General features: G+C 35.8%; 17 protein-coding genes. 16 read left to right on the plus strand and 1 reads right to left on the minus strand.

The genetic code is table 11. The features are described from left to right. Positions 1 to 138 precede the first annotated feature (138 nt). Positions 139 to 519, minus strand: coding sequence for an SPOR domain-containing protein (locus E0Z07_RS07835; RefSeq protein ID WP_006257366.1), 381 nt, complete (start codon positions 517 to 519; stop codon positions 139 to 141). Between the two features lie 217 nt (positions 520 to 736). Between E0Z07_RS07835 and E0Z07_RS07840 the strand changes: the two genes are divergently transcribed. The 16 genes from E0Z07_RS07840 to deoC all read left to right on the plus strand — a co-directional run bounded on the left by E0Z07_RS07840 (position 737) and on the right by deoC (position 26199). Continuing rightward, positions 737 to 2017, plus strand: a complete 1281-nt coding sequence (locus E0Z07_RS07840) for a cytochrome c3 family protein (protein WP_006257365.1) — start codon at positions 737 to 739, stop codon at positions 2015 to 2017. Positions 2018 to 2051: 34 nt separating this feature from the next. Continuing rightward, positions 2052 to 5105, plus strand: coding sequence for a TAT-variant-translocated molybdopterin oxidoreductase (locus E0Z07_RS07845; RefSeq protein ID WP_006257364.1), 3054 nt, complete (start codon positions 2052 to 2054; stop codon positions 5103 to 5105). A 38-nt stretch (positions 5106 to 5143) separates the two neighbouring features. Then, positions 5144 to 6553 carry an NrfD/PsrC family molybdoenzyme membrane anchor subunit gene (gene nrfD, locus E0Z07_RS07850; RefSeq protein ID WP_006257363.1) on the plus strand — a complete coding sequence of 470 codons (1410 nt, stop codon included), beginning with the start codon at positions 5144 to 5146 and terminating at the stop codon, positions 6551 to 6553. Between the two features lie 6 nt (positions 6554 to 6559). Next, a complete protein-coding gene (locus E0Z07_RS07855) occupies positions 6560 to 7087 on the plus strand; it encodes a DUF3341 domain-containing protein (RefSeq protein ID WP_006257362.1) in 528 nt (175 codons plus the stop codon). A 1-nt stretch (position 7088) separates the two neighbouring features. Then, on the plus strand, positions 7089 to 7637 hold the full coding sequence (locus E0Z07_RS07860) for a c-type cytochrome (RefSeq protein ID WP_006257361.1): 549 nt from the start codon (positions 7089 to 7091) through the stop codon (positions 7635 to 7637). A 31-nt stretch (positions 7638 to 7668) separates the two neighbouring features. Beyond that, positions 7669 to 8982: a hypothetical protein gene (locus E0Z07_RS07865; RefSeq protein ID WP_006257360.1), complete on the plus strand. Its 1314-nt coding sequence runs from the start codon at positions 7669 to 7671 to the stop codon at positions 8980 to 8982. A 17-nt stretch (positions 8983 to 8999) separates the two neighbouring features. Then, positions 9000 to 10166: a cytochrome c oxidase subunit II gene (locus E0Z07_RS07870; protein ID WP_006257359.1), complete on the plus strand. Its 1167-nt coding sequence runs from the start codon at positions 9000 to 9002 to the stop codon at positions 10164 to 10166. Positions 10167 to 10195: 29 nt separating this feature from the next. Next, a complete protein-coding gene (locus E0Z07_RS07875; RefSeq protein WP_006257358.1) occupies positions 10196 to 11998 on the plus strand; it encodes a cytochrome c oxidase subunit I in 1803 nt (600 codons plus the stop codon). A 90-nt stretch (positions 11999 to 12088) separates the two neighbouring features. Continuing rightward, positions 12089 to 13117, plus strand: coding sequence for a Holliday junction branch migration DNA helicase RuvB (gene ruvB, locus E0Z07_RS07880; RefSeq protein WP_006257357.1), 1029 nt, complete (start codon positions 12089 to 12091; stop codon positions 13115 to 13117). A 19-nt stretch (positions 13118 to 13136) separates the two neighbouring features. Then, entirely contained in the window at positions 13137 to 14063 is a 927-nt protein-coding gene (gene queG / locus E0Z07_RS07885; RefSeq protein ID WP_131540549.1) for a tRNA epoxyqueuosine(34) reductase QueG, read from the plus strand. Positions 14064 to 14127: 64 nt separating this feature from the next. Next, positions 14128 to 16407 carry an NADP-dependent malic enzyme gene (locus E0Z07_RS07890; protein ID WP_016650168.1) on the plus strand — a complete coding sequence of 760 codons (2280 nt, stop codon included), beginning with the start codon at positions 14128 to 14130 and terminating at the stop codon, positions 16405 to 16407. Positions 16408 to 16502: 95 nt separating this feature from the next. Further along, positions 16503 to 17084, plus strand: coding sequence for a Holliday junction branch migration protein RuvA (gene ruvA, locus E0Z07_RS07895; RefSeq protein WP_006257354.1), 582 nt, complete (start codon positions 16503 to 16505; stop codon positions 17082 to 17084). Positions 17085 to 17087: 3 nt separating this feature from the next. After that, positions 17088 to 24587, plus strand: coding sequence for a T9SS outer membrane translocon Sov/SprA (sov, locus tag E0Z07_RS07900; RefSeq protein ID WP_131540550.1), 7500 nt, complete (start codon positions 17088 to 17090; stop codon positions 24585 to 24587). 57 nt (positions 24588 to 24644) lie between these two features. Beyond that, positions 24645 to 25025: a glycine cleavage system protein GcvH gene (gene gcvH / locus E0Z07_RS07905; protein ID WP_006257352.1), complete on the plus strand. Its 381-nt coding sequence runs from the start codon at positions 24645 to 24647 to the stop codon at positions 25023 to 25025. Beyond that, entirely contained in the window at positions 25015 to 25395 is a 381-nt protein-coding gene (locus E0Z07_RS07910) for a VanZ family protein (protein WP_006257351.1), read from the plus strand. The genes gcvH and E0Z07_RS07910 overlap by 11 nt, the downstream gene beginning before the upstream one ends. Positions 25396 to 25452: 57 nt before the next feature. Continuing rightward, positions 25453 to 26199, plus strand: coding sequence for a deoxyribose-phosphate aldolase (deoC, locus tag E0Z07_RS07915; protein WP_006262806.1), 747 nt, complete (start codon positions 25453 to 25455; stop codon positions 26197 to 26199). Positions 26200 to 26626 lie beyond the last annotated feature (427 nt).

Consider the following 26626-nt stretch of genomic DNA (forward strand, 5'->3'; position numbering starts at 1 on the left):
ACGGAATGATTTAAGTCTTAAAGTGTACTTAGAATCACAGATAAATAAAAAGCCTCAACAGTGATGTTGGGGCTTTCTTTTTAATTAAAAAAAGGTTATTAGATTTAACTAATAACCCTTTGTATTATATGGTGTGATTTATTTGCCTGGGCGCAATAAAAGTGAGAGTTCAAAGTCTTTTTGAATAGCTCTCAGGTTGCGTTCTGCTTCTAGTCTAGTTTTATAATTTCCTACTAAAACTTTGTAAGAAGGATTGGTATAAATTATCGTAGCATTAACATCTGGGTAAAGTCTTCTAAAGTTGTTTAAGGCAACTCTCGCTTCTGCGTTTTTGCCGTAAAAAATCTGAATTTTGTATTTATCGTTAACAGTTGTTGACGTATTTGTGTTTTTCTTCTTATTTAGTAGTTCTTTTATGGCTGAGGGTTCGTTTAAAGTGGTTTTAGACGATTGAGCTATAATTACGTGATTAGTAAATAGAACTAGAATTAAGACAAGAAAATTTCTTAAAAATCTCATAATGAATAATGTTTATGGCAAATTTACAAATTATCTTGATAATGAGGTAATCGTATGTTATTTAGAACGTATATAAATTGTATTTTAAGCATAGTAAAGGTTTTAAGAGTAACTCATAAATTGTATTTTTGTCGGAGTTTGTAAATAAGGTGTATAAGATAGCGGTCTAATTGGCTGTTAAATAAGACCAAGTTTAGTTGAAAATCATTTTATAACTATGAAAAAAGTGGGTAACCATAATTCGTTTTCAAAGATTTTATTCTTTTGTTTAGCGTTAATGCTATCGTTTACTACAATTTCGTTTGCTCAAGATGTAGCAAAAGGTAAGGAATTGTTCAACTCTAACTGTGCGGCTTGTCACAAGTTAGATGGAGTGTCTACTGGACCAGCTCTTCGTGGAGTAGTTGATCGTCACGATGGAAATGTAGAGTGGCTACACAAGTGGATCAAGAGTAGTTCTTCATTGATTAAATCTGGAGATGCTGCTGCTGTTAAATTGTTTAACGAGTGGAATAAGGTTGTTATGAATGACTTCCCTGGATTATCAGACGAAGACATTGATAATATCTTAGCTTATACTTCAGAAGAGAAAGCTGCTCCAGCGCCTACAGGTGATGTAGCAGGAGGAGCTGCTGGGCAATCTAACAATGATGGTGTTTCTAATATTATTGTATTAGGGGCTTTAGTTGTTGTATTGATGCTTCTAGTAACTATGCTATTCTTCGTTAAGAGAGTATTAAACAAAGTAGTAGAGGTTAATGGATTAACTCCTGAAGTACGTAAATCAATTCCATTGTGTACAGCATTCGTTAAAAATAAATTTTTAGTGATTGTTTCTGTTATCGTATTAGTGTTATTCGGATCGTACTTCGCGTATGGATGGATGATGCAAGTAGGTGTTGACCAAGGGTATGAGCCAGTACAACCAATTCACTTCTCTCACAAGATTCACGCTGGAGATAACGGTATTGACTGTAAATACTGTCACTCTGCTGCAAGATCTAGTAAAACTTCAGGTATTCCTTCATTGAACGTTTGTATGAACTGTCATGAGAATATCAATGAGTTTACAGGTGAAGCTGGAAAAGACTACGGTAAGTACACTCCAGAATTCTATACTGCAGAGATTCAAAAATTATATGATGCAGTAGGATGGGATCCTTCGACAAATAAATATACTGGAAAAGAGAAACCAGTTAAGTGGGTTAGAATTCACAATCTTCCTGACTTCGCATACTACAACCACTCTCAACACGTAAATGTTGCAGGTTTAGAATGTCAAACTTGTCACGGACCAGTTGAAGAAATGGAAATTATGAGACAACACTCTCCATTAACAATGGGATGGTGTATTGACTGTCACAGAAAAACTGACGTTAAGTTAGAGAGCAATGAGTACTACGCTAAAATTCACAAAGAATTATCAGAGAAGTACGGAGTTGAGAAATTGACTGTAGCTCAAATGGGAGGTTTAGAGTGTGGTAAATGTCACTATTAATAAATTAAGAATAAGAAGCTAATATATATATACAATGGCATCAAACAAAAAATACTGGAAAAGTGTTGAGGAGCTGAATGAAAATAGTTCTATTGTTGAGTCGCTAAGAAACAATGAGTTTGTTGAAGAAATTCCTACTGATGAATTTCTTGGAGATCAAAGTAAATTGTCTTCTTCATCAACTACTCGTCGAGACTTTTTGAAATATGTAGGTTTTTCTACTGCAGCAGCAACTTTAGCTGCATGTGAGGGACCTGTTGTGAAATCTATTCCGTATGTAGTACAGCCAGAGGAGATCATTCCTGGTGTTGCAGATTATTATGCAACAACTATTGCTGATGGATTTGACTTTGTAAACGTTCTGATCAAAACTCGTGAGGGGCGTCCAATCAAAGTTGATAATAACAGACTAGCTAATGCTTACTCAGGAGCTAACGCTCGTGTGAACGCATCAGTTTTATCGATGTATGATAGCCTTCGTTTGAAAGGTTCTAAAATCGGAGGTAAAAGTGCTTCATGGGATGAAGTAGATGCAAAAGTTAGAGCAAGTCTACAAGATGCAAAAGCAAATGGAGGAAACGTTGTATTATTAACGAATACAATGGCTAGCCCATCTACTGATAAAATTATAGCAGAGTTTATCGCTGCTAACCCAACGGCTAAACACGTTGTATATGATGCTGTATCTTCATCTGCTGCTGCAGATGCTTATGAGAAAGCTTATGGTGTACGTGGATTAGCAGATTACGATTTCGGTGCTGCTGATGTAATCGTTTCTGTAGGTGCTGATATCTTAGGAGATTGGCAAGGTGGAGGATACGATTCAGCTTATGCTCAAAAACGTATTCCTAAAAATGGAAAAATGTCTAAGCATATCCAAATGGAGGCAAATATGTCTTTATCAGGAGCTAATGCTGACGTGAGAATTCCATTAACTGTAGCTAATCAAAAAGCTGCTTTAGTTAAGTTATACAATGCTATCGTAGGAGGAAGTGCTTCTGCTCCAGCTGTAGATAAGTACGAAGATGCTATTAAAAAAGCAGCTAGTCAACTTAAATCTGCTGGAAATAAAGGAGTTGTTGTAACAGGTCTTGATGATGTAAATGCTCAATTATTAGTATTTGCAATCAACGAAGCGTTACAGTCAGAAGCTTTCTTACCAGAGCAAACAAAATATGTTAGACAAGGTAATGCTACTCAAGTAGGACAATTAGTAAAAGATATGAACGCTGGTAAAGTTCACACGTTGATTATGTCAGGTGTTAACCCAGTGTATACTTTAGCTGATTCTGCTGCTTTCGTAGAAGGATTGAAAAAAGTAAAAACTTCAGTTTCTTTCTCATTGAAAGAAGATGAAACAGCTTTACTTTCTACTGTTGCTGCTGCAGCTCCGCACTACTTAGAGTCTTGGGGAGATGTAATGATCAGAAAAGGTCACTACTCTGTAACTCAACCTACAATCCGTCCATTGTTTGATACTAGACAATTACAAGATTCATTATTATTATGGTCAGGAAGCAATACTGCATACTATGACTATGTTAAGAATGTAGGTAAGTCTTATGTAGCTGATAAAACTTGGAATCAATTAGTACACGATGGTTTTGCTGTTGTTGGAACAAACTCTAAAGTAAGTGCTTCTGCTGATTTTTCAGCTGCTGCATCTGCATTAGCTTCTGCTAAGAAAGTAGATGGTTTAGAGTTAGTATTCTATACTAAAACTGGTATGGGAGATGGACAACAAGCTAATAACCCATGGTTACAAGAGTTCCCAGACCCTATCACTCGTGTATCTTGGGATAACTACGTAACTGTAGCTCAAGCTGATGCTGAGTCATTAGGTATCAAGAACTACCACGTTGCTAATGGAGGTCTTAATGGTAGCTATGTGACTATCGAAGCTAACGGTGTTAAATTAGAAAAAGTGCCAGCTCTTATCCAACCAGGACAAGCTCAAGGAACTATCGGTTTAGCATTCGGTTACGGTAGAAAAGCTGCATTAAAAGAAGAAATGCAAGTAGGTGTTAATGCTTACACATTATACAAAGACTGTAATGGAGTACAAGGTGCTGCAATTACTCAAGTAGGTGGTGATCACGAGTTCGCTTGTGTTCAGTTACAAAACACTTTAATGAGTAGAGGTGATATCTTAAAAGATACTACATTAGAGATCTTCAATACAAAAGATGCTGAAGACTGGAATATTAAACCTGTGGTTTCTTACGATCACCAGACTGTACAAGCTTCTACTATTGATATCTGGGAATCATTTGATAGATCAGTTGGACATCACTTCAACTTATCAATTGATTTAAATGCATGTACTGGATGTGGTGCTTGTGTTATCTCTTGTCACGCTGAAAATAACGTACCTGTAGTAGGTAAGTCAGAAGTGAGAAGAAGTAGAGATATGCACTGGTTACGTATCGATAGATACTATTCTTCAGAAGATACATTCGCAGGAGATATCGAGAAAAAAGTTAATGCAAGTGGATTCGGAGAATACCGTGAAGTGTTCCAAGAATTAGAACATCCAGCTGAAAACCCACAAGTGGCTTTCCAACCTGTAATGTGTCAACACTGTAATCACGCTCCATGTGAGACTGTGTGTCCAGTAGCTGCTACATCTCATGGTCGTCAAGGACAAAACCATATGGCTTATAACCGTTGTGTTGGTACAAGATACTGTGCAAACAACTGTCCTTACAAAGTTAGACGTTTCAACTGGTTCTTATATTCTCAGAACGATGCTTTCGATTACAACATGAATGATGATTTAGGACGTATGGTATTAAACCCAGACGTTGTAGTTCGTTCAAGAGGGGTAATGGAGAAATGTTCATTATGTATCCAAATGACTCAATCTACAATCTTAAAAGCTAAGAATGAAGGTAGAGCAATTCGTCCAAATGAATTTGAAACTGCATGTTCTGCAGCTTGTTCAAGTGGAGCGATGGTATTTGGTGATGTAAATGATAAAGAGTCAGAAATTACTAAATTAGCTGAGTCAGATAGAGCTTACCATTTATTAGAGCACATTGGAACAAAACCAAATGTATTCTATCACGTTAAGGTTAGAAATATCTAGTTAAAAGAATTATTAATTAAAGAAACATATAAAGGATTATGTCGTCACATTACGAAGCACCCATTAGAAAACCTTTAGTTATTGGTGAGAAATCATATCACGATATAACTGTGGATGTGGCTAGACCTGTAGAAGGGAGAGCGAATAAACTATGGTGGAGAGTTTTTACTTTAGCTTTATTAGCGTTTCTATGGGGAGTAGGTTGTATGGCTTACACTGTAGGTACAGGTATTGGAACTTGGGGATTAAATAAAACCATTGGATGGGCTTGGGATATTACCAATTTCGTTTGGTGGGTAGGTATCGGTCACGCTGGTACGTTAATTTCTGCAGTATTATTATTATTTAGACAAAAATGGAGAATGGCGATCAACCGTTCTGCTGAGGCAATGACAATTTTCTCAGTAGTTCAGGCTGGTTTATTCCCTATCATTCACATGGGACGTCCATGGTTAGCATACTGGGTATTACCTATTCCTAATCAGTTCGGATCGTTATGGGTTAACTTTAACTCACCATTATTATGGGACGTATTCGCGATTTCTACGTATTTATCAGTATCATTAGTTTTCTGGTGGACTGGTTTACTACCTGACTTCGCTATGTTACGTGATAGAGCTATAACGCCATTTACAAAAAGAATATACTCAATCTTATCATTTGGTTGGTCAGGTCGTGCAAAAGACTGGCAACGTTTTGAGGAAGTGTCATTAGTATTAGCTGGTTTAGCTACTCCTCTTGTACTTTCTGTACACACGATTGTATCTTTTGACTTTGCTACTTCAGTTATCCCTGGATGGCACACTACAATCTTACCTCCATACTTCGTAGCAGGGGCTATCTTCTCTGGATTCGCAATGGTAAATACCCTGCTTATCATCATGAGAAAAGTTTCTAACTTAGAAGATTATATTACTGTACAGCACATAGAGTTAATGAACATTATTGTAATGATCACTGGTTCTATCGTTGGGGTAGCATATATTACTGAGTTATGGGTTGCTTGGTATTCAGGAGTAGAGTATGAACAATACGCTTTCTTAAACCGTGCAACAGGACCTTACTGGTGGTCTTACTGGTTAATGATGACTTGTAACGTAATTTCTCCACAGGTAATGTGGTTCAAGAAAATTAGAACTAATATCTTAGCATCGTTTGTTATTTCTTTAGTAGTAAACGTGGGGATGTGGTTTGAGCGTTTCGTAATTATCGTTACATCATTACACAGAGATTACTTACCATCTTCATGGACAATGTTCCAACCTACATTCGTAGATGCTGGTATTTACATCGGTACAATCGGTTTCTTCTTCGTATTATTCTTATTATATTCAAGAAGTTTCCCTGTAATTGCGCAAGCAGAGGTAAAAACAATCTTGAAATCTTCAGGAGAGTTTTACAAAAAAGAAAGAGACAGCAAAGAGAATCATCAATCTTTAAATCATTAATATATTATGAGTAATAAAGTAATTCACGCACTATACAACGATGATGATGTGTTGTTACATGCTGTAAAAGAAACACGAGATGCTCATCATCATATTGAAGAAATCTATACGCCATTCCCAGTACACGGTCTAGATAAGGCTATGGGATTAAAACCTACAAGATTAGCTATCTGTGCTTTCTTGTATGGTTTAGTTGGACTTTCTTTCGGTACATTCATGATGTATTATATTATGATTGTAGATTGGCCACAAGATATTGGAGGTAAACCAAGTTTTAGCTTCATTCAGAATATGCCATCATTCGTTCCAATTATGTTTGAGATGACTGTATTATTTGCAGCTCACTTAATGGTTCTTACTTTCTTTATGAGAAGTAAATTATGGCCTTTCAAGAAAGCTGAAAATCCTGATGTAAGAACTACAGATGATCACTTCTTAATGGAAGTAGCTTTGAAAACTGATGAAGCAGCAGCGATTGAGTTCTTCAAACAAACGGGAGCAGTTGAAGTTAAAGTAATTGAAAAGCAATTGTAGAATGAAAACGATATATAAAATAGTAGCTTTAGTAGGGGTATCAGTTTTGACTACTTCTTGTTTTAATAAAGAACGTTCAAACTATCAATTCATGCCAAATATGTACGAATCATCGGCATATGAGACATATTCTGAAGTTCCTACTACAGTTTTTAAAAATGGTAAAGAAGGTCAATTACCTGCTGAAGGATCTATACCACGCGGATTTTCACCTGAGGAGTATGATAATACTCCAGAAGGTTTAGCAATGGCTAGATTAAATCTAAAATCACCATTATCTGCTGAGGAGAAAGATTTAGAAAAAGGTAAAGAGTTATATACAATTTACTGCTCAGTTTGTCACGGAGGAGCTGGGGATGGAAAAGGTAATTTAGTGAAGAAAGAAAAATTCTTAGGGGTTCCTAACTATAAAGATAGAGAACTTACAGAAGGAGGAATCTACCACGTAATTACTTATGGTTTGAATTCAATGGGATCTCATGCTAATCAATTGACTCAACACGAACGTTGGTTAGTTACAGATTACGTATTAAAATTGAAATCAGAATAATAAATTGTAAAACTTATTTGAAAGTTTAGATATGTACACATTTTCAAAAAATTTGAAGACTTTTGCAATCGTCCTTATGGTTCTTGGACTTGTAGGGATTGCGTATGGTTTCTTCAGTGCCCCTAAGACAACTGCTGAAGTAGAGCAGATCTTAACTGAGCAAGCTCATCACGATGGTGGTGAGCATCATGTATCCGCTGCAGACCACTCTGTGTCTGACGCTGATCATGCTGAACATCAAAAACATTTAGAACATGTTCTTGGTCAAATGCAAAATAAACCTTGGACAGCGTTATATGTAGCTTGTATTTTCGTTATGCTAGTAGCTGTAGGTATTTTAACTTTTTATGCTATTAACAATGCTGCTAGTGCTGGATGGTCTCCAGTATTATTTAGAGTAATGGAAGGATTATCTGCTTATGTATTACCAGGATCAGTTATATTCTTCGTGATTTTATTAATTTCTGTATTGGGAGGAAACCATTTATTTATATGGGCTGACCAAGCAGTAGTTGATGCAGATCCAATTATTCAAGGAAAAGCTGGATACTTAAACGTACCTTTCTTCTTAATTAGAACAGTTATCTATTTAGCAGGATGGAACTTTTATAGAATTTATGCTCGTAAACAATCTTTAGCTTTAGATGAGAGTGGTGATCAAACTTACTACAAAAAGATATTTAAAGCTTCAGCTGCTTTCTTAGTATTCTTTATTGTTACTGAGTCTATGGCATCTTGGGATTGGATTATGTCGATTGATACTCACTGGTATAGTACATTATTCGGATGGTATGTATTTGCTAGTTTCTTTGTAACAGCTATTACAACTATCGCTTTTGTTACTCTTTATTTAAAGAACAAAGGATACTTAGAATATGTTAATACTAGTCATATTCACGATTTAGCTAAATTTATGTTTGGATTAAGTATATTCTGGACTTATCTTTGGTTCTCTCAATTCATGTTACAGTGGTATTCTAATATTCCAGAGGAGGTAACTTACTTCATCTTCAGAATTCAAGAGTATAACTTACCATTCTTCGGAATGTTAGTATTGAATTTCTTATTGCCATTATTATTATTGATCAATACAGATTTCAAACGTTTAACTTGGATTGTTGTAATGGCAGGATCTTGTATCATCGTAGGTCACTATATTGACTTCTTTATGATGATCTCTCCTGGTACAGTTGGAGGTTCTTGGTTTATTGGTGTTTCTGAGATAGCATCACTTATTTTCTTCATTGGATTATTTATCTATGTAGGATTTAGTGCAATTGCTAAAGCGCCATTATTAGCTAAGAATAACCCATTGATTGAAGAGAGTAAACATTTTCACTATTAATATTTAAAAATAAACAAATGACAAGTTTATTAATATTAGCTGCAGTTGTATTATTAGGAGTTGCTGTATGGCAATTGACGAAAATATTTGATTTAACTCAAGTAGGTTCTCACCCTGATGATATTTCTACAGAGATCGCTAATGAGAAGGATAATAACATCAATGGTTATTTGACTTTCGCTTTCTTAGGATTCATCTATATCTTTACTATCTTCTGTTTAGTTGAGTATGGAAGCTTTCCTTTGATGGATAACCCTGCGTCAGAGCACGGAAAAGAGGTTGACAATTTAATGTGGATCTCAATGGGGTTAATTTTTGTTGTTCAAATTTTTACTCAGTTCTTATTACACTACTTTGCATTCAAAGGACGTGGAATAAACGGTAGAAAAGCTCGTTTCTATTCAGATAATGATAAGTTAGAAGCTCTTTGGACAATTATTCCTGTAATTACATTATCAGGTTTAATTCTTTATGGATTATTTGCTTGGAATGATATTATGTTTGTAGATGAAGAAGAAGACGTTCTTATTGTTGAAGTATATGCTAAACAATTCGGATGGGATGTTCGTTACTCTGGAACAGATAACACTTTAGGTAAAGCCAACGTTCGTTTTATAGAAGGTATCAATTTAGTAGGGGTAGATATGTCTGACCCGAATGCTGCTGATGATAAAATGGCAAAAGAATTACACTTACCAAAAGGTAAAAAAGTAGTATTGAAATTCCGTTCTCAAGACGTACTTCACTCAGCTTACTTACCTCACTTTAGAGCACAAATGAACTGTGTTCCTGGTATGGTTACTCAGTTTGCTTTCGTTCCTACTGTTACTACAGCAGAAATGAGAGAGCGTGAGGCGATTGTAAAAAAAGTTAGTAATATTAACGATATTAGAGCTGAAAGAAGCCAAGAGTTAATCGCTAAAGGAGAAGAGGCATTAGAACCTTATTCATTTGATTATTTAATTTTATGTAATAAGATTTGTGGAGCTTCTCACTATAACATGCAAATGAAAGTTGTTGTAGAGACTCCTGAAGAATTCGAATCTTGGTTAAAAGAGCTTCCTACATTAAAAGAGCAAGTTGCTGCTGAAAAAGCTAGCAACGCACCTGCTCCAGCAGTAGAGGAAGTTCCTGCAGCAGTTGAAGAAGTTGAAACTGAAGCTATCGCTCAAGTAGGAAAATAAAACTCACATATTAAAATCAATCTATAACTATGTCAGTAGAAGGACACGAAAACAATCACGATCACTCACATGATCATGATCATCACGATAAAGGGAACTTCTTTACTAAATATGTGTTTAGTTTAGACCACAAGATGATTGCTAAACAATACTTGATTACAGGTATTATTATGGGAATCATCGGGATTGGAATGTCTCTGTTATTTAGAATGCAAATTGCTTGGCCAGAAGAATCTTTCACAGTATTCAAATGGTTTTTAGGTGATAAAATGGCTCCTGATGGAGTTATGAAAAATGATGCTTATCTTGCCCTAGTAACGATGCACGGTACCATAATGGTATTCTTCGTTTTAACTGCTGGATTAAGTGGTACGTTCTCGAACTTACTTATTCCATTGCAGATTGGAGCACGTGATATGGCTTCAGGATTCTTAAATATGTTATCTTATTGGTTATTCTTCATCTCTGCAGTATTAATGATTATTTCATTATTTGTAGAAGGAGGACCAGCATCTTCTGGATGGACAGTATATCCTCCGTTGAGTGCATTACCACAGGCTATTCCTGGTTCAGGAATGGGGATGACATTATGGTTAGTATCTATGGCAATCTTTATCGCATCTTCTTTAATGGGATCGTTAAACTATGTTGCTACAGTAATTAACTTAAGAACTAAAGGAATGTCTATGACAAGATTACCATTAACAGTGTGGGCTTTATTTACTACAGCTATTATTGGTATCGTATCATTCCCAGTTTTATTATCAGCAGCTTTATTATTGTTATTCGATAGAAGTTTTGGAACATCATTCTTCTTATCAGATATTTATTTAGCTGGAGAGGTATTACATTACCAAGGAGGATCTCCTGTATTATATGAGCACTTATTCTGGTTCTTAGGTCACCCTGAGGTATATATCGTAATTTTACCAGCGATGGGTATTACGTCAGAAATTATTGCTTGTAACGCTCGTAAACCAATTTTCGGTTACCGTGCGATGATTGCTTCTATCTTAGGTATTGCTTTCTTATCAACAATTGTATGGGGACACCACATGTTCGTATCTGGTATGAACCCATTCTTAGGATCTGTATTTACATTTACTACATTGTTGATTGCAATTCCTTCAGCAGTAAAAGCATTCAACTATATCACTACAATTTGGAGTGGTAATATCCAAATGAACCCTGCAATGTTATTCTGTATTGGATTCGTATCTACGTTTATTACAGGAGGTTTAACAGGGATTATTTTAGGAGATTCAACATTAGATATCAACGTTCACGATACATATTTCGTTATTGCTCACTTCCACTTAGTAATGGGTATTTCTGCTCTTTACGGAATGTTTGCTGGTATCTACCACTGGTTCCCTAAAATGTTTGGACGTATGATGAACAAAAACTTAGGTTATATCCACTTCTGGGTAACTGCAGTTTGTGCTTACGGAGTATTCTTCCCAATGCACTTCATCGGATTAGCTGGTTTACCACGTCGTTATTATTCAAATACTGCATTCCCATTATTTGATGAGTTCTACGATGTAAACGTGTTAATTACAGTATTCGCTTTAGTAGGATCTGCTTTCCAATTAGTGTTCTTATGGAACTTCTTCTATAGTATTTTCTATGGTAAGAAAGCTACTCAGAACCCTTGGAGAAGTAACTCTCTTGAGTGGACTACACCAGTTGAACATATTCATGGTAACTGGCCTGGTGAATTACCAGTTGTTTACAGATGGCCTTATGACTATAGTAAACCTGGATTACCAGAAGATTACGCTCCTCAAAACATGCCATTCGTTGCAGGTGAAGAGGAATTACATCACTAAGATTATATTTCTTATAGATATTAAAAAGTCATCCGAAAGGATGACTTTTTTTGTTAGTGTAGACTCTGATATTTGAATTATATTTGTACTATGAATGAGAATTTAAACCCAACTAATAAGCACTTTTCTTCTGATGAATTAGATGTTGAGAAGAAGTTACGCCCGCTGTCTTTTGATGATTTTGCTGGGCAAGATCAGGTATTAGAGAATTTGAAGATTTTCGTTGAAGCTGCTAATCAAAGGGGAGAAGCTTTAGATCATACTTTGTTTCATGGACCTCCAGGACTTGGTAAGACTACATTAGCTAATATTTTAGCTAATGAACTTGATGTGGGAATTAAGATCACTTCCGGACCAGTTTTAGATAAACCAGGTGATTTAGCTGGATTATTAACTAATCTTGAGGAACGTGATGTTTTATTTATTGATGAGATTCATCGTTTAAGCCCTATAGTAGAAGAGTATTTGTATTCTGCTATGGAGGACTTTAAGATTGATATTATGATAGAGTCTGGTCCGAATGCACGTACGGTTCAGATTCATTTAAATCCGTTTACATTAGTAGGTGCGACAACTCGTTCTGGTTTATTGACTTCACCAATGCGTGCTCGTTTTGGTATTCAAAGTCGCCTTCAGTATTACAATAAGGAACTATTAGCCACTATTATTGAACGTAGTGCTTCTATATTAGGTGTTCATATTGATCTAGAAGCTGCTATAGAAATAGCGGGAAGAAGTAGAGGAACACCTCGTATTGCAAACGCATTGTTGAGACGTGTACGTGATTTCGCACAGATAAAAGGGAATGGTGATATTGATATCGAGATTTCTAAATACGCCTTAAATTCATTGAATGTAGATTCTTTTGGATTAGATGAAATGGATAATAAGATATTGAGTACGATTATTGATAAGTTTAAGGGAGGACCAGTAGGATTATCTACCTTAGCGACTGCTGTTTCTGAGAATGGTGAAACAATAGAGGAAGTTTATGAGCCTTATTTAATTCAAGAAGGTTTTATTGTTCGAACTCCAAGAGGGCGTGAGGTAACTGACAAAGCTTATAAACACTTAGGTAGAGAAAGAATTCATCCACAAGGTGGGCTTTTTGATATATAGTGGTCATAGAAGTGATTAAATGATTGAAAATAAAAGTAAATATTCTAATATTATAAAAGCCGAGGCCAAACGCCTTGGTTTTTCGTCTTGTGGTATTTCTAAAGCGGATTTCTTAGAAGTAGAGGCTCCTCGTTTAGAGCAGTGGTTGAATAAACAAATGCATGGGCAGATGTCTTATATGGAGAATCATTTTGATAAACGTCTTGATCCTAGATTACTTGTAGAAGGAGCAAAAAGCGTGGTGTCATTAACTTTAAATTACTACCCAGAAGAAAGACAGATTAGCGATAGTTATAAAATATCAAAGTATGCTTATGGAGAGGATTATCACCATGTGATAAAAGATAAGTTGAAAGAGCTTCTGTACTTTATAGAAAGTGAAATAGGGGCTGTAGATGGACGTGTATTTGTTGATTCTGCACCTGTTTTAGACAAAGCTTGGGCAGCTAAGGCTGGATTAGGATGGGTAGGTAAGAATAACAATTTGATTAATAGGAAAAGTGGTTCTTTCTTTTTTATTGCTGAATTAATAATTGATTTAGAATTAGAAGAAGATGGTCCTACTACTGATCATTGTGGAACCTGTACTAAATGTATAGACGCTTGTCCTACAGAAGCAATTGAAAGTCCTCATATTGTAAACGGGAGTAAATGTATTTCTTATCTCACCATAGAATTGAAAGATGATATTCCAACCGACTTTAGTGGGAAATTAGATGATTGGATGTTTGGTTGCGATGTGTGTCAAGATGTTTGTCCGTGGAATCGCTTTGCATCTCCCCATAAAGAGCAAAGATTTATTCCTAATAATGCGTTAATAGAGTATTCAAAGCACGAATGGAAAGAACTTACGAAGGAGACTTTTAATGAAATTTTTAAAAAATCCGCAATTAAAAGGACGAAATATGAGGGCTTGTTGCGAAATATGCAATTTTTGGGGGAGTGAATTTCGTAAATCCGAATTATATTACAAAAAGGTTATCTTTGTTCATCACGTTAAATGTAAATATATGAATAAAGATAGTTTACGTAGAGAAGCACTTAAATACCATGCTGAACCAACGCCTGGTAAGATACAAGTTGTTCCTACGAAGAAGTATTCATCACAAAGAGACTTAGCCTTAGCATATTCACCAGGTGTAGCAGAGCCTTGTCTGGAAATTGCAAGCGATGTAAATAATGTATATAAATATACAGCAAAAGGAAATTTAGTTGCTGTTATCTCTAACGGTACTGCAGTACTTGGACTTGGAGATATCGGAGCTGAAGCATCTAAGCCAGTAATGGAAGGAAAAGGATTGCTGTTTAAGATTTTTGCTGATATTGATGTTTTTGACATTGAAGTAGATACTACTGATGTAGATAAGTTTATCGAAACTGTAAAAAACATTTCTCCAACTTTCGGAGGAATTAACTTAGAAGATATCAAAGCTCCTGAATCTTTTGAAATCGAAAGAAGATTGAAAGAAGAGTTAGATATTCCTGTAATGCACGATGACCAACATGGTACTGCTATTATCTCAGCAGCAGCTCTGCTAAATGCAGTAGAGTTAGCTGGTAAGAAGATGGAAGAAATTACGATGGTAGTTTCTGGTGCAGGTTCAGCTGCTATTGCATGTGCTAAGTTATATGTAGCTTTTGGTGTTAAACAAGAGAATATAAAAATGTTTAACAGTAAAGGTGTTTTAAAGAAAGACGATACACGTATTTCAGATTTACAAAGAGAGTTTGCTGTTGATAATGATATTTCTTTAGCAGATGCTTTAAAAGGGACTGATGTATTTATCGGATTGTCTACTGCGGATGTATTAAAACCAGAAATGCTTTTAGGGATGGCAGATAACCCAATCGTGTTTGCGATGGCTAATCCAAGACCTGAAATTGACTATAACCTTGCAACTTCTACACGTAAGGATGTTATTATGGCTACTGGTCGTTCTGACTTCCCTAACCAAGTTAATAATGTATTAGGTTTCCCTTATATCTTTAGAGGAGCATTAGACGTACGTGCGACTAAGATTAACGAAGAAATGAAGATGGCTGCTGTAGTGGCTTTAGCTAAGTTAGCTAAAGAGCCAGTGCCAGAGCAAGTAAATATTGCTTACGGAGAGACTAAGTTTACTTTCGGTAGAGAGTATATTATTCCTAAGCCATTCGATCCAAGACTTATATCTGTTGTTCCTCCTGCAGTTGCTAAAGCAGCAATGGAAAGTGGAATAGCACTTGCTCCAATTACAGATTGGGAAGAATATAAATCTTCTTTAGAAGAAAGAATGGGGTCAGATAATAAATTAGTACGTATGTTAATCAACCGTGCTAAGACTGAACCAAAACGTGTGGTATATGCTGAAGCTGACCATTTAGATGTATTAAAAGCTGCTCAGATTGCTTATGAAGAAGGAATGGTAACCCCAATCTTATTAGGAGATAAAGAAACTATTCAAGAGCTTAAGAAAGAAATAGAGTTTAATGATGATGTAGAAATTATTGATCCTAAGTCTGATGAGCAAAAAGAAAGAAGAGCTGCTTTTGCTAATGCTTATTGGGCAACTAGAAAGCGCAAAGGAGTTACTTTATACGATGCAGGTAAACTAATGTTAGAAAGAAACTACTTTGCATCTATGTTAGTGAATGAAGGACAGGCAGATGCTATGTTGACAGGATATTCTCGTAGTTATCCTAATGTAGTTAAACCTATCTTAGAATTAATACCTCGTGCACAAGGAGTAAGTAGAGTAGCTACAACTAACTTAATGATGACTAAGAGAGGACCAATGTTCTTAGCAGATACTGCTATTAACCCTGATCCTACAGCTGAAGATTTAGCTAAAATAGCTGTGATGACAGAGAAGACTGTACGTATGTTTGGTATGGAACCTGTTGTAGCAATGTTATCATATGCTAACTTTGGGTCTGCACCTAATGCTTCTCCAACAAAAATGAAAGAGGCAGTTAGCATCTTACATGAGCAACATCCAGAGATGATTGTAGATGGGGAAATTCAAATCGACTTTGCTTTAAATAGTGAAATGCTGAAGAATAAATTCCCATTCTCTAAGTTAGTAGATAAGAAAGTAAATACACTTATTTTCCCTAACCTAGATTCTGCTAATATCACTTATAAAATGTTGAAAGAATTGAATAAAGCGACATCTATTGGTCCTATTATTTTAGGCTTAGATAAAGCTGTTCACGTATTCCAACTAGGTGCCAGTGTTGATGAGATGGTTAATATGACAGCTGTAGCTGTAGTAGATGCTCAAGTACGCGAGAATCGCAAAAAGAAATAATATACTGGTACTCTGAATAGTAGTTGTGCGATTAGTTATTTGTTAGTAAATAGTTAATATTTATTGTTATTTTTGAAGTAAAATTCGATATAATAATGATAGCACATATTCAAGGACGCCTAGTAGAAAAAACAGCCACAGAAGTGGTAATAGATTGCGGGGGAGTAGGATATCTTATCCATATTTCCCTGCATACTTTTTCTCAAATTGGTTCCTCAGAAAATTTGAGATTATATACTTACCTACAAATAAAAGAAGACGGACATACTCTGTTCGGTTTTATAGATAAAATAGAACGTGAATTATTTAAACTATTGATATCAGTATCTGGTATTGGTGGTAATACTGCGCGTAATATGCTTTCATCTATTGCTCCTAAAGAGCTTTTACAAGCCATTGCTTCTGCTGATGTAAAAACGATCCAATCTGTAAAAGGGATTGGGGCTAAAACTGCTCAGCGTGTTATACTTGACTTACAAGAAAAGGTAATAAAATTGTATAATATTGATGAAGTTTCTCCTGTTATTAACAATACAAATGCAGATGAAGCGTTATCAGCTTTAGAGGTATTAGGTTTTGTACGTAAATCAGCTGAGAAAGTTGTTGATAAGATTATGAAGCAAACACCTGATGCATCTGTTGAATTCATCATTAAGCAAGCTTTAAAAAACTTATAAATTTTGAGGGGGCAATTTCCTATATCAAAGTCAATTTTTTTTTGGCTAGTTGTTCTTTTTTTGAGCGTACATGGGATGTATGCTCAAGATCCAGATGAACAAGTAGCTGATAGTTTACAAACTCAATATGATATTGGGAAAATTGTCATACCTGATCCTAATCTTATTAAGGAAGCATATTCCTATGATCCTTTAACGGATAGTTACTACTTTACTAAAACCTTTGACGGATTTAATGTTAATTATCCTCTTGTATTAACTCGTAAAGAGTTTGAAGAGCTTATTATGCGTGCAGAGTTGCGTAAGTATTTTCAGCAGCGATTTAATGTAATGCATGGACGTGAGGAGAACGAAGAAATCAAGCGTGATATGTTGCCGCGTTATTATGTGAATTCGAAGTTGTTCAGTACTATTTTTGGATCAAATACTATTGATGTTAAACCTACAGGATCTGTAGAGTTTGATATGGGAGTTCGTTATAGTAAACAGGATAACCCTGTAGTATCTACGCGTAATCGTAAGAATATGGCGTTTGATTTTAATCAACGCATTAGTATGGGATTACAAGGAATGGTAGGTACTAGACTAGCTGTGAATATTAATTATGATACGCAGGCTACTTTTGACTTCCAGAATATGATGAAATTATCTTTCGCACCAGACGAAGATGATATCGTACGTAAAGTAGAAGTAGGTAATGTAAGTATGCCTATTAGTGGTTCACTTGTTAGAGGAGCACAGAGTTTATTTGGGGTAAAGACCGAATTACAGTTTGGTAGAACAACTATTACAGGAGTATTCTCAGAACAGAAGTCTCAGACTACCTCTATTCGAGCTGACGGTGCAGGAACATTAGAAGAGTTCGAATTAGATGCGTTAGATTATGATGAGGATAGACACTTCTTTTTATCTCATTATTTTAGAAATAACTATGATGAGGCTTTAGAGAAATATCCTTTTATAAAAAGTAGAGTAAGAATTACCCGTGTAGAAGTATGGATAACGAATCGATATGGACGCGTTAATCAAACAGGTAATAATGCACGTAATATTATAGCTATACAGGATTTAGGAGAAGGACAGAATAAATTAGGAAGACCTAATGCAGATGTTGTTTCTAAACCAGAGCCTGATTTCTTTACTATTAATGGAGTACCTAATGCATACCCTGATAATGCGAATAACCAATATGACCCAGGAAATATTGGGGGTAATTATTTAAATTCCTCTATTCGATTAAACACATCAGGTGCAAGTGGATTTAATGTATCTGTACAAGAAGGACGAGATTTTGTACGTTTAGAGGGAGCACGTAAGTTAAGTGCCAATGAGTTTACATTCCATCCTCAGTTAGGATACATATCATTACAACAAAAACTTTCTAATGATGAAGTTCTTGCTGTAGCGTTCCAGTACTCTATTGGAGATAAGATATATCAAGTGGGGGAGTTTGGTACAGACGGAGGTATGACGGTATTGCCTCCTGGTGTAGATGAGGCAAACCCAGATGTGCCACAGAGCCAATCGCTTATTCTGAAGTTATTAAAAAGTAATTTTACTTTGGTAGGGCAACCAGTATGGAAACTGATGATGAAGAATATCTATCAGATTCCGAATGCGATGTATATCTCACAAGATAAGTTTAGATTCAATATTCTTTATACAGATCCGAGTCCACTGAATTATATTAGTTCTGTGGATGGAAAGCCATTGCCTCCAGATGTAGAGCGCACACCATTATTAAAAGTATTCCATTTAGACCGATTGAATTATACGAATGACCCTCAGCAAGGAGGAGATGGTTTCTTTGACTTTTTGCCTAATGGAGGAATGCAAAACACGTTTGATCCTACTAATGCAGGTAATATGAATAATGGTTATGGTAATAATAACAATGGTGGCTATGGTGGTAATGGAGGATATGGCGGTAATAATGGAGGCTTTGGAAACAATGGTGGTTTTGGAAATAACGGCGGATACGGGAATAATGGAGGGTATGGCAACAGTGGAGGATACGGAAATAATAATAACCAATACAACAGCAATACATTTGATGGGATTACGATAGACCCAATGTATGGTCGTATTATTTTTACGACTGTCGAGCCTTTTGGAGAGCACTTATTTAAAAAGCTTTCGGCTAATCAGTTAAGTGAAGATTATAACGAATCTAGTTCATATAATAAAAACCAATCAAAGTATGTCTTTAGAAGTATGTATCGTACTACTAAAGCAGAAGCTCTACGAAGCCAAAACGAGAAGAATAAGTTCCAGTTAAAAGGGAAATTCTCTAGTTCAATGGGAGAAGGTATTCCTATTGGATCATTTAATGTCGCTCCAGGATCAGTTATTGTAAGAGCAGCAGGTAGGGTATTGGTAGAAGGAGTAGATTATACGGTAGATTATAGCAGAGGCCGAGTGATGATATTAGATCCAGGACTACAAGCATCTAATACACCAATCGAAGTTTCTGTAGAGAATAATACGATGTTTGGTCAGCAGACTAAGCGTTTCTTCGGAATGCACGTAGAACATAAGTTTAGCAAAGACTTTATATTAGGAGGTACATTCTTACAGATGTCAGAACGTCCATTTACTCATAAATCGAGTTATGGTCAAGAAGCTGTGAATAATACAATCTGGGGATTGAATGCACAGTATTCTACTGAAGTACCTTTCTTAACTAGAATGGTTAATAAGTTACCTAATATAGATACAGATGTAGAATCTAGAGTTTCGTTTAGAGGAGAATTTGCTTATTTAAAACCAGGTTCCTCTAAATTAGATCAGATGAATGGTGAAGCGACTTCTTACATTGATGATTTTGAAGGAATGCAATCTGTTATTGATGTTAAGTCACCTCTTTCATGGAAGTTGTCGAGTGTACCAGTAGGATTCCATGGACTGAATGAACTAGATAGTGATGTAGATAAGGACATTGTTACATTACCAGCATATTCTCTAGAGGATGGATATAGAAGATCTAAGATGTCATGGTATTCTATTGACCCAACGTTTTATGTAGGGAGCAAACCAGATGGGGTAAGTGAGTATGATTTATCATCTAATAGAACACGTAGAATTTACAGTGAGGAGTTATTCCCTGACAAAGATATTGCTTATGGAGAGAGTCGAGTGATTAATACACTAGACTTGACATATTATCCAGAGGAGAGAGGACCTTATAACTTTAATAGAAGTTATCTAACGAATCCTCGCTCTTTAACACCTAGAAAAAACTGGGCAGGTATTATGCGTGGTTTAACGACTACGAACTTTGAACAAGCGAATATTGAGTTTGTAGAGTTTTGGGTAATGGATCCGTATGTAGGAAAGAGTGGTGATGCATTGACTGTTCAGAATACAGGAGAGCTTAGATTAAACTTAGGTTTTATCTCTGAAGATATTTTAAGAGATGGACATAAGCAGTATGAGAACGGACTACCTGATACAGGAGCTAATGCTGTTACAACAATTAATACTGTTTGGGGGAAAGTACCTTCAGCTCCTTCATTAGTTTATGCATTTGATAATAATGCAGAGAATAGAAGGTTACAAGACGTTGGACTTGATGGTTTAAATGACGAAGAAGAAAGAGCTTTCTTTAAAGATTTTGCAGGATTTAGCGATCCAGCAGCAGATAACTTTGTACATTATTTAGATGCTCAAGGTGGAATATTAGAACGTTATAGAGATTATAATGGTTTAGAGAATAATAGCCCAGCAGGCGGTGGGAGAGCAGGTAATAATCAACCTGATGCAGAAGATATCGATGGGGATAATACCATGAATACTATTGATGCATACTTTGAGTATAAGGTAAAAGTGAAACCTAATACTATAGTAGGTGACAAATATGTTACAGATGTCAGAGAAACTAAAGTACAGTTGCCTGATGGATCTGTATCTGATGTAAGATGGATTCAGTACAAAATCCCAATTGACACAAAAGGGAAAAAAGTAGGAGCTATAGAAGATACGAGATCAATGAAGTTTATGAGAATGTATCTTACAGGTTTTGAGAAACAAGTAACGCTTCGATTTGGAACTTTAAACTTAGTTCGATCGGATTGGAAGCGATATGACAGAAACCTTATGGAAGATACTTCAGGGACTAATGATGAGAGGTACTCTAATACAGGAATCGATGTGTCTTCTGTGAATCTAACAGATAATTATGATCGTAAACCTATTCCTTATGTAACTCCTCCTGGAGTAAGAAGGGAGCAGGTTTATATGAATAATACATTGATTAATCAGAATGAACAATCACTTTCATTAAAGATATATCCAAAAGATTTAAATGCTTATCCTTCAGGTTTACTTTCGAATGATGCTAGAGGAGTATTTAAGAACTTTAACGTAGATATGCGTCAGTATAAAAAGCTGAGAATGTTTATCCATGGAGAGTCATTAGAAGGTGGCGCATCGAGACGTTTACAAGATTATGAGATGGCAGCATTCATCCGTATAGGTAGTGATGTTATTGAGAACTTCTATGAAGTAGAGATACCATTAAAAATAACAAATGGTGGAGAAACTAACCCTGATGCGATTTGGCCGGAAGAGAATGAACTAAATCTTCCTATAGACTTACTTGCAAAGTTAAAAGTGATGAAGATGGGAGAAGTATCTCGTCCTGGTTTTGACAGCTCTAAGATATTTTATGTGAATGAAGAGGAGTTAAATCCAAGTGCAGGAGATAAACCTAACAAAGTAAGACTAGGGATAAAAGGGAATCCAAACTTCGGAAAAGTAAGGATGATGATGATAGGGATACGTAATATCTCGCCAGGAGCAGAAGCCTTATCAGGAGAGTTCTGGTTCGATGAATTACGTATGTCAGACATGGATAATAAAGGAGGATGGGCAGCTACGGGTACTATTGATGCTAATATAGCTGACTTTGCCAATATCTCTTTGACAGGAATGAAGTCTACTATTGGTTTTGGAGGATTAGAGCAAGGGCCTCATGACCGCAGTCGTGAAGATAGAAAGTCGTATAGTGTTATGACCAATGTAAACTTAGGACAACTGTTACCTAAACGTTGGGGAATCACACTGCCATTTAATTATGCTATCAGTGAAGAGTTTATTACACCTGAGTACGATCCGATGAACCCTGATTTAAAGCTTAGTTATATCAAGTCTGGAGCGAAGACATCAGCTGAGGCAGAAGAGGCGGAGAAGAGAGCGATGGACTATACGAAGCGTAAGAGTATAAACTTTATCGGTGTTAATAAGCAGAGAGGACCAGAACAAAAGAATCGTATCTATGATATAGAGAATATCACAGTATCTCACTCATATAATGAGGTAAGACACCACGATTTTGAAATAGAGTCAATGTTAGAACAACAAGTGAGATCATCACTTGATTATACTTATGCTTTCGAAACGAAGTCTGTAGAGCCTTTTAAAAATATCGGTTTTATGAAAGGGCAATATTGGGGACTATTGAGAGATTTTAACTTTAATTATCTACCGACTAATGTATCGTTTAGTTCTAATATTATGCGTCAGTATAATAGACAAGAGTTTAGACTAATAGATGTAGAAGGGATAGGTTTAGATCCATTGTATAGAAGAAATTATTTCTTTAACTATAACTTTGGATTCAATTTTGACTTGACTAAATCTCTTCGTCTAAGTTATATCGGAGGTAGTAATAATATCGTTCGAAACTATTATGACAGTGTAAATGGAATCGTAGATAATACGAATACAATATGGGATGATTACTTTAATATTGGTGAGCCTAATCAGTTTACACAGCAGTTAACAGTGAATTATGAATTGCCTTTTAGTAAGATTCCAGTATTGTCTTTTATCCGTTCTAACTATGCTTATACAGGTAGCTTTAACTGGCAACGTGCATCAGACGCTTATTCTAATATTGACATAGACGGTATTAATTATTCTTTGGGGAACACGATTCAGAATGCGAGAACACAACGTCTGAATACTACTTTAGGTATGGAGACTTTGTATCGTTATTTAGGGTTGGTGAAAAGCTCTGATCGCAAAAGAACGCCTTCTAAAGCGAAAAAAGCAACTATCGTTCCTGGACAGAAAGTAGTACAAGCGAAAGAAGATACTAAGAAAAAAGACAACAAGGAGAAAGGAGAGCCATCTGCATTTGGTACAGCTACGAAAGATTTATTAATAGGAGTATTAACATCAGTTAAAAATATCCAGATTAATTATTCTGAGAATAGTGGTACGATGTTACCAGGTTTCTTACCTACTGTAGGTTTCTTTGGTACGTCTAAACCTGATTTAGGGTTCGTATTCGGTAATCAAGCAGATATTAGATATGATGCTGCTCGCAAAGGGTATTTAACAGACTACCCAGAGATGAACCAACCTTATACTACGATTAGTAATAAGACACTTAACCTGAATGCTTCAGTATCTTTAATACCTGATTTGACTATTGATCTTTATGCTGAACGTATGAAGTCTGATAACTATTCAGAACAATTCGTGGTAGAGAACAATGAGTATATAGGACAGGCACCTTATAGTTATGGAAACTTCAGTATGTCTACGGTGATGTTAAGTACAGCTTTCTCTAGTAGCGATTTAATGAGTTCGGCTACTTTTGACAGAATGTTGGATAATCGTATTATCGTAGCAAATAGATTAGCTGTAGAGCGCGGTATTGATATTACTAATCCAGCCAACTTAGATAGAGAAGGATTCCCTATTGGGTATAGTAAAGGAAGTCAGTCTGTATTATTACCATCTTTTGTGGCGGCGTATACAGGTAAAGATGCAAATAAGGTTTCGACAGGATTGTTTAAAGGAATGCCTTTGCCTAACTGGAACTTGAAGTACAGAGGACTGATGAGAATAGGATGGTTTAAAGATAATTTCAAGAACTTCTCTATTAACCATGGATATAGAGCCTCTTATACATTGGGGTCTTACAGTTATAATACGGAGTATTATAAAGCTCCGAATGAAGTAAATAAATTTGGTAATTACCCTAGTGAATATGTTGTAAACAACGCTACATTATTTGAGCAGTTTAATCCTTTGATTCGCTTTGATGTTGAGACGAAATCTTCGATCAGAATGTCTTTAGAGATGAGAAAAGATAGAATGCTATCGTTGAGCTTTGACAACAATTTATTGACAGAGACCAATGGGAATGACTTTGTATTAGGATTGGGGTATCGTGTCAAAGACGTAGGATTTAACTCGATGTATGCTAACAATGGAATGGGAGGAAGGATTGCCAGTGATATTAATATTAAGGCAGACTTCACATTGACGAAGAGAGAGACAGTAGTTCGTTATTTAGATTATGGAAACAGCCAGACGGGAGGGGGACAAGATATGTGGTCGTTAAGACTGACAGCAGATTATATGTTGAGTAAGAACCTTACAGCGATCTTCTTCTATGACCATTCATTCTCTAAAGCGGTTATTTCGACTATGTATCCAATCACGAATATTCGAGCAGGTTTTACAATGCGATATAATTTTGGAAATTAACGGATATTGGTTCCACATTATGTAATAATATTATACATTTGCTAAAAACTTATTATAATGAATATACCAGCTAATTTAAAGTACACTAAAGATCACGAGTGGGTAGCTATCGAAGGAGATGTTGCTACAATTGGAATTACTGACTTCGCTCAGAGAGAACTTGGAGATATCGTTTATGTAGAAGTTGAGACATTGGATCAAACTTTAGATAGAGATGAAGTTTTCGGAACTGTAGAAGCAGTAAAAACCGTTTCTGACTTATTCTTACCATTGTCAGGAGAGGTGATCGAGTTTAACGAAGGTTTAGATACAGAGCCAGAGTTAGTGAATACTGATCCTTACGGAGCAGGATGGATGATTAAAGTAAAAGTGTCTAATATGGATGAAGTATCATCTTTATTATCAGATGCACAATATAAAGAATTGATTGGGGCGTAAAACTTTTTTTGTATTAGGAATACTATGGACAGGTCTTGTGTTAGCAGGTTGCCTGTTGGATAGTGATACTATTGCAAAAGCACCAAGATTTGATATCCCATATAAAGACAAAGTAGCACATTTTACTTTTTATTTTGTATTTTCCATAATTTGGTTTGTATATTTAGTGAAAAGTAAGCCAAATAGGTCTAGAATTTGGGTAAGTATTCTTATCTTTACTATTGCTAGTTTAATGGGAGGCACTGTAGAGTTATTACAGTATTACTTCACTTCTTCTCGAAGTGCAGAATGGGCTGACGAATTAGCAAACTGTCTAGGTAGTTTATTTGGGGTATTACTATGTTTGACTCTTTTTAGAAGAAAGAAATAAGATTTAAAAATGACCCCATCACGGGGTCATTTTTTTTGTTTTAAATATATTTAGATTATGAGAGACTTAAGGGAATTTATGGATTCTACTTATTTAAAATTAGCTGATCAAGCTGGTTTAACTGAAGTAGAAAATAATCAGGTAGTAGCTGATTTAATTCAAGAAGCAATTGATGAGAAATTTAAATTAGCAATGATTCGCCCTGATCAAGTAAAGATGGGACGAAAAATGGTGGATGCTGCTAACTCAAAGGTGGCGATCGGTACAGTTATAGATTTTCCAGAAGGGAACCGCGGTCTAGAGGCGAAGTTAGCTGAAGCTAAACAAGCCATTGCTGATGGGGTGGATGAAATCGACTATGTAGTTGATTATACTGCTTTCCAAAAAGGAGAAGTAGAACAAGTAAAAAAAGAAGTAGCAGAGTGTACGAAGCTAGGTCTTGATGCTGGAAAAGTAGTGAAGTGGATTATAGAGACTGCTGCTTTGACAGATAATCAAATTGTACAGTTGACAGCATTGATTAAAAATGTAGTGTTATCAAAGTTCAATGAGAAAGATTATGATAAAGTGTTTGTAAAATCTTCTACAGGATTCTATAAAACAGAAGGTGGTAAGCCGAATGGTGCTACACTAGAAGCAATGATTTTAATGTTAGAGAACGCTGGGCCTCTACCTGTAAAAGCTTCTGGAGGAGTACGTGATAAAGACTTCGCAATCAAATTAATTGATTTAGGGGTGAAACGTCTAGGAACTTCTTCTGCTAAGATCATTGTTGACGGATCAGGTACAGTAGATAATTACTAAGATTATATTTTAGTTCTATATAAGAGCATCTAGTTTAGATGCTCTTTTTTTGTGTCTTGTTGTGAGATGCTTTTTTGCGGTTTTAAGGAGTTTTACCACAATTATTAGATAAGTGTCTTGAATGTTTAGATAAGCTTTTAAACTTATTGTTTTTGATTAGAAATAGCGAAGAGGGGTATAATATCGTATATGTATAAGGAATCATTTTTGGTGCGATGAGATGGTTATGGAATAATGATAGGGTAGTGATCGCATTAAAACTAGCCAAAAATATGCGAGCAGTATGCTATCACTATGCGACCACTATGCGATAACTGCTGATTAGAAAGATTTAAGGTGTTGTAAATAAGTGGATTTTTGGTGTTTTAGTAAGGATGCCTATTTATGTCTGTTTTTGAATAGGTAATAGAGTTATGCAGCATATTAA

Source organism: Myroides odoratimimus, assembly GCF_004337635.1.
Lineage (GTDB): Bacteria > Bacteroidota > Bacteroidia > Flavobacteriales > Flavobacteriaceae > Flavobacterium > Flavobacterium odoratimimum.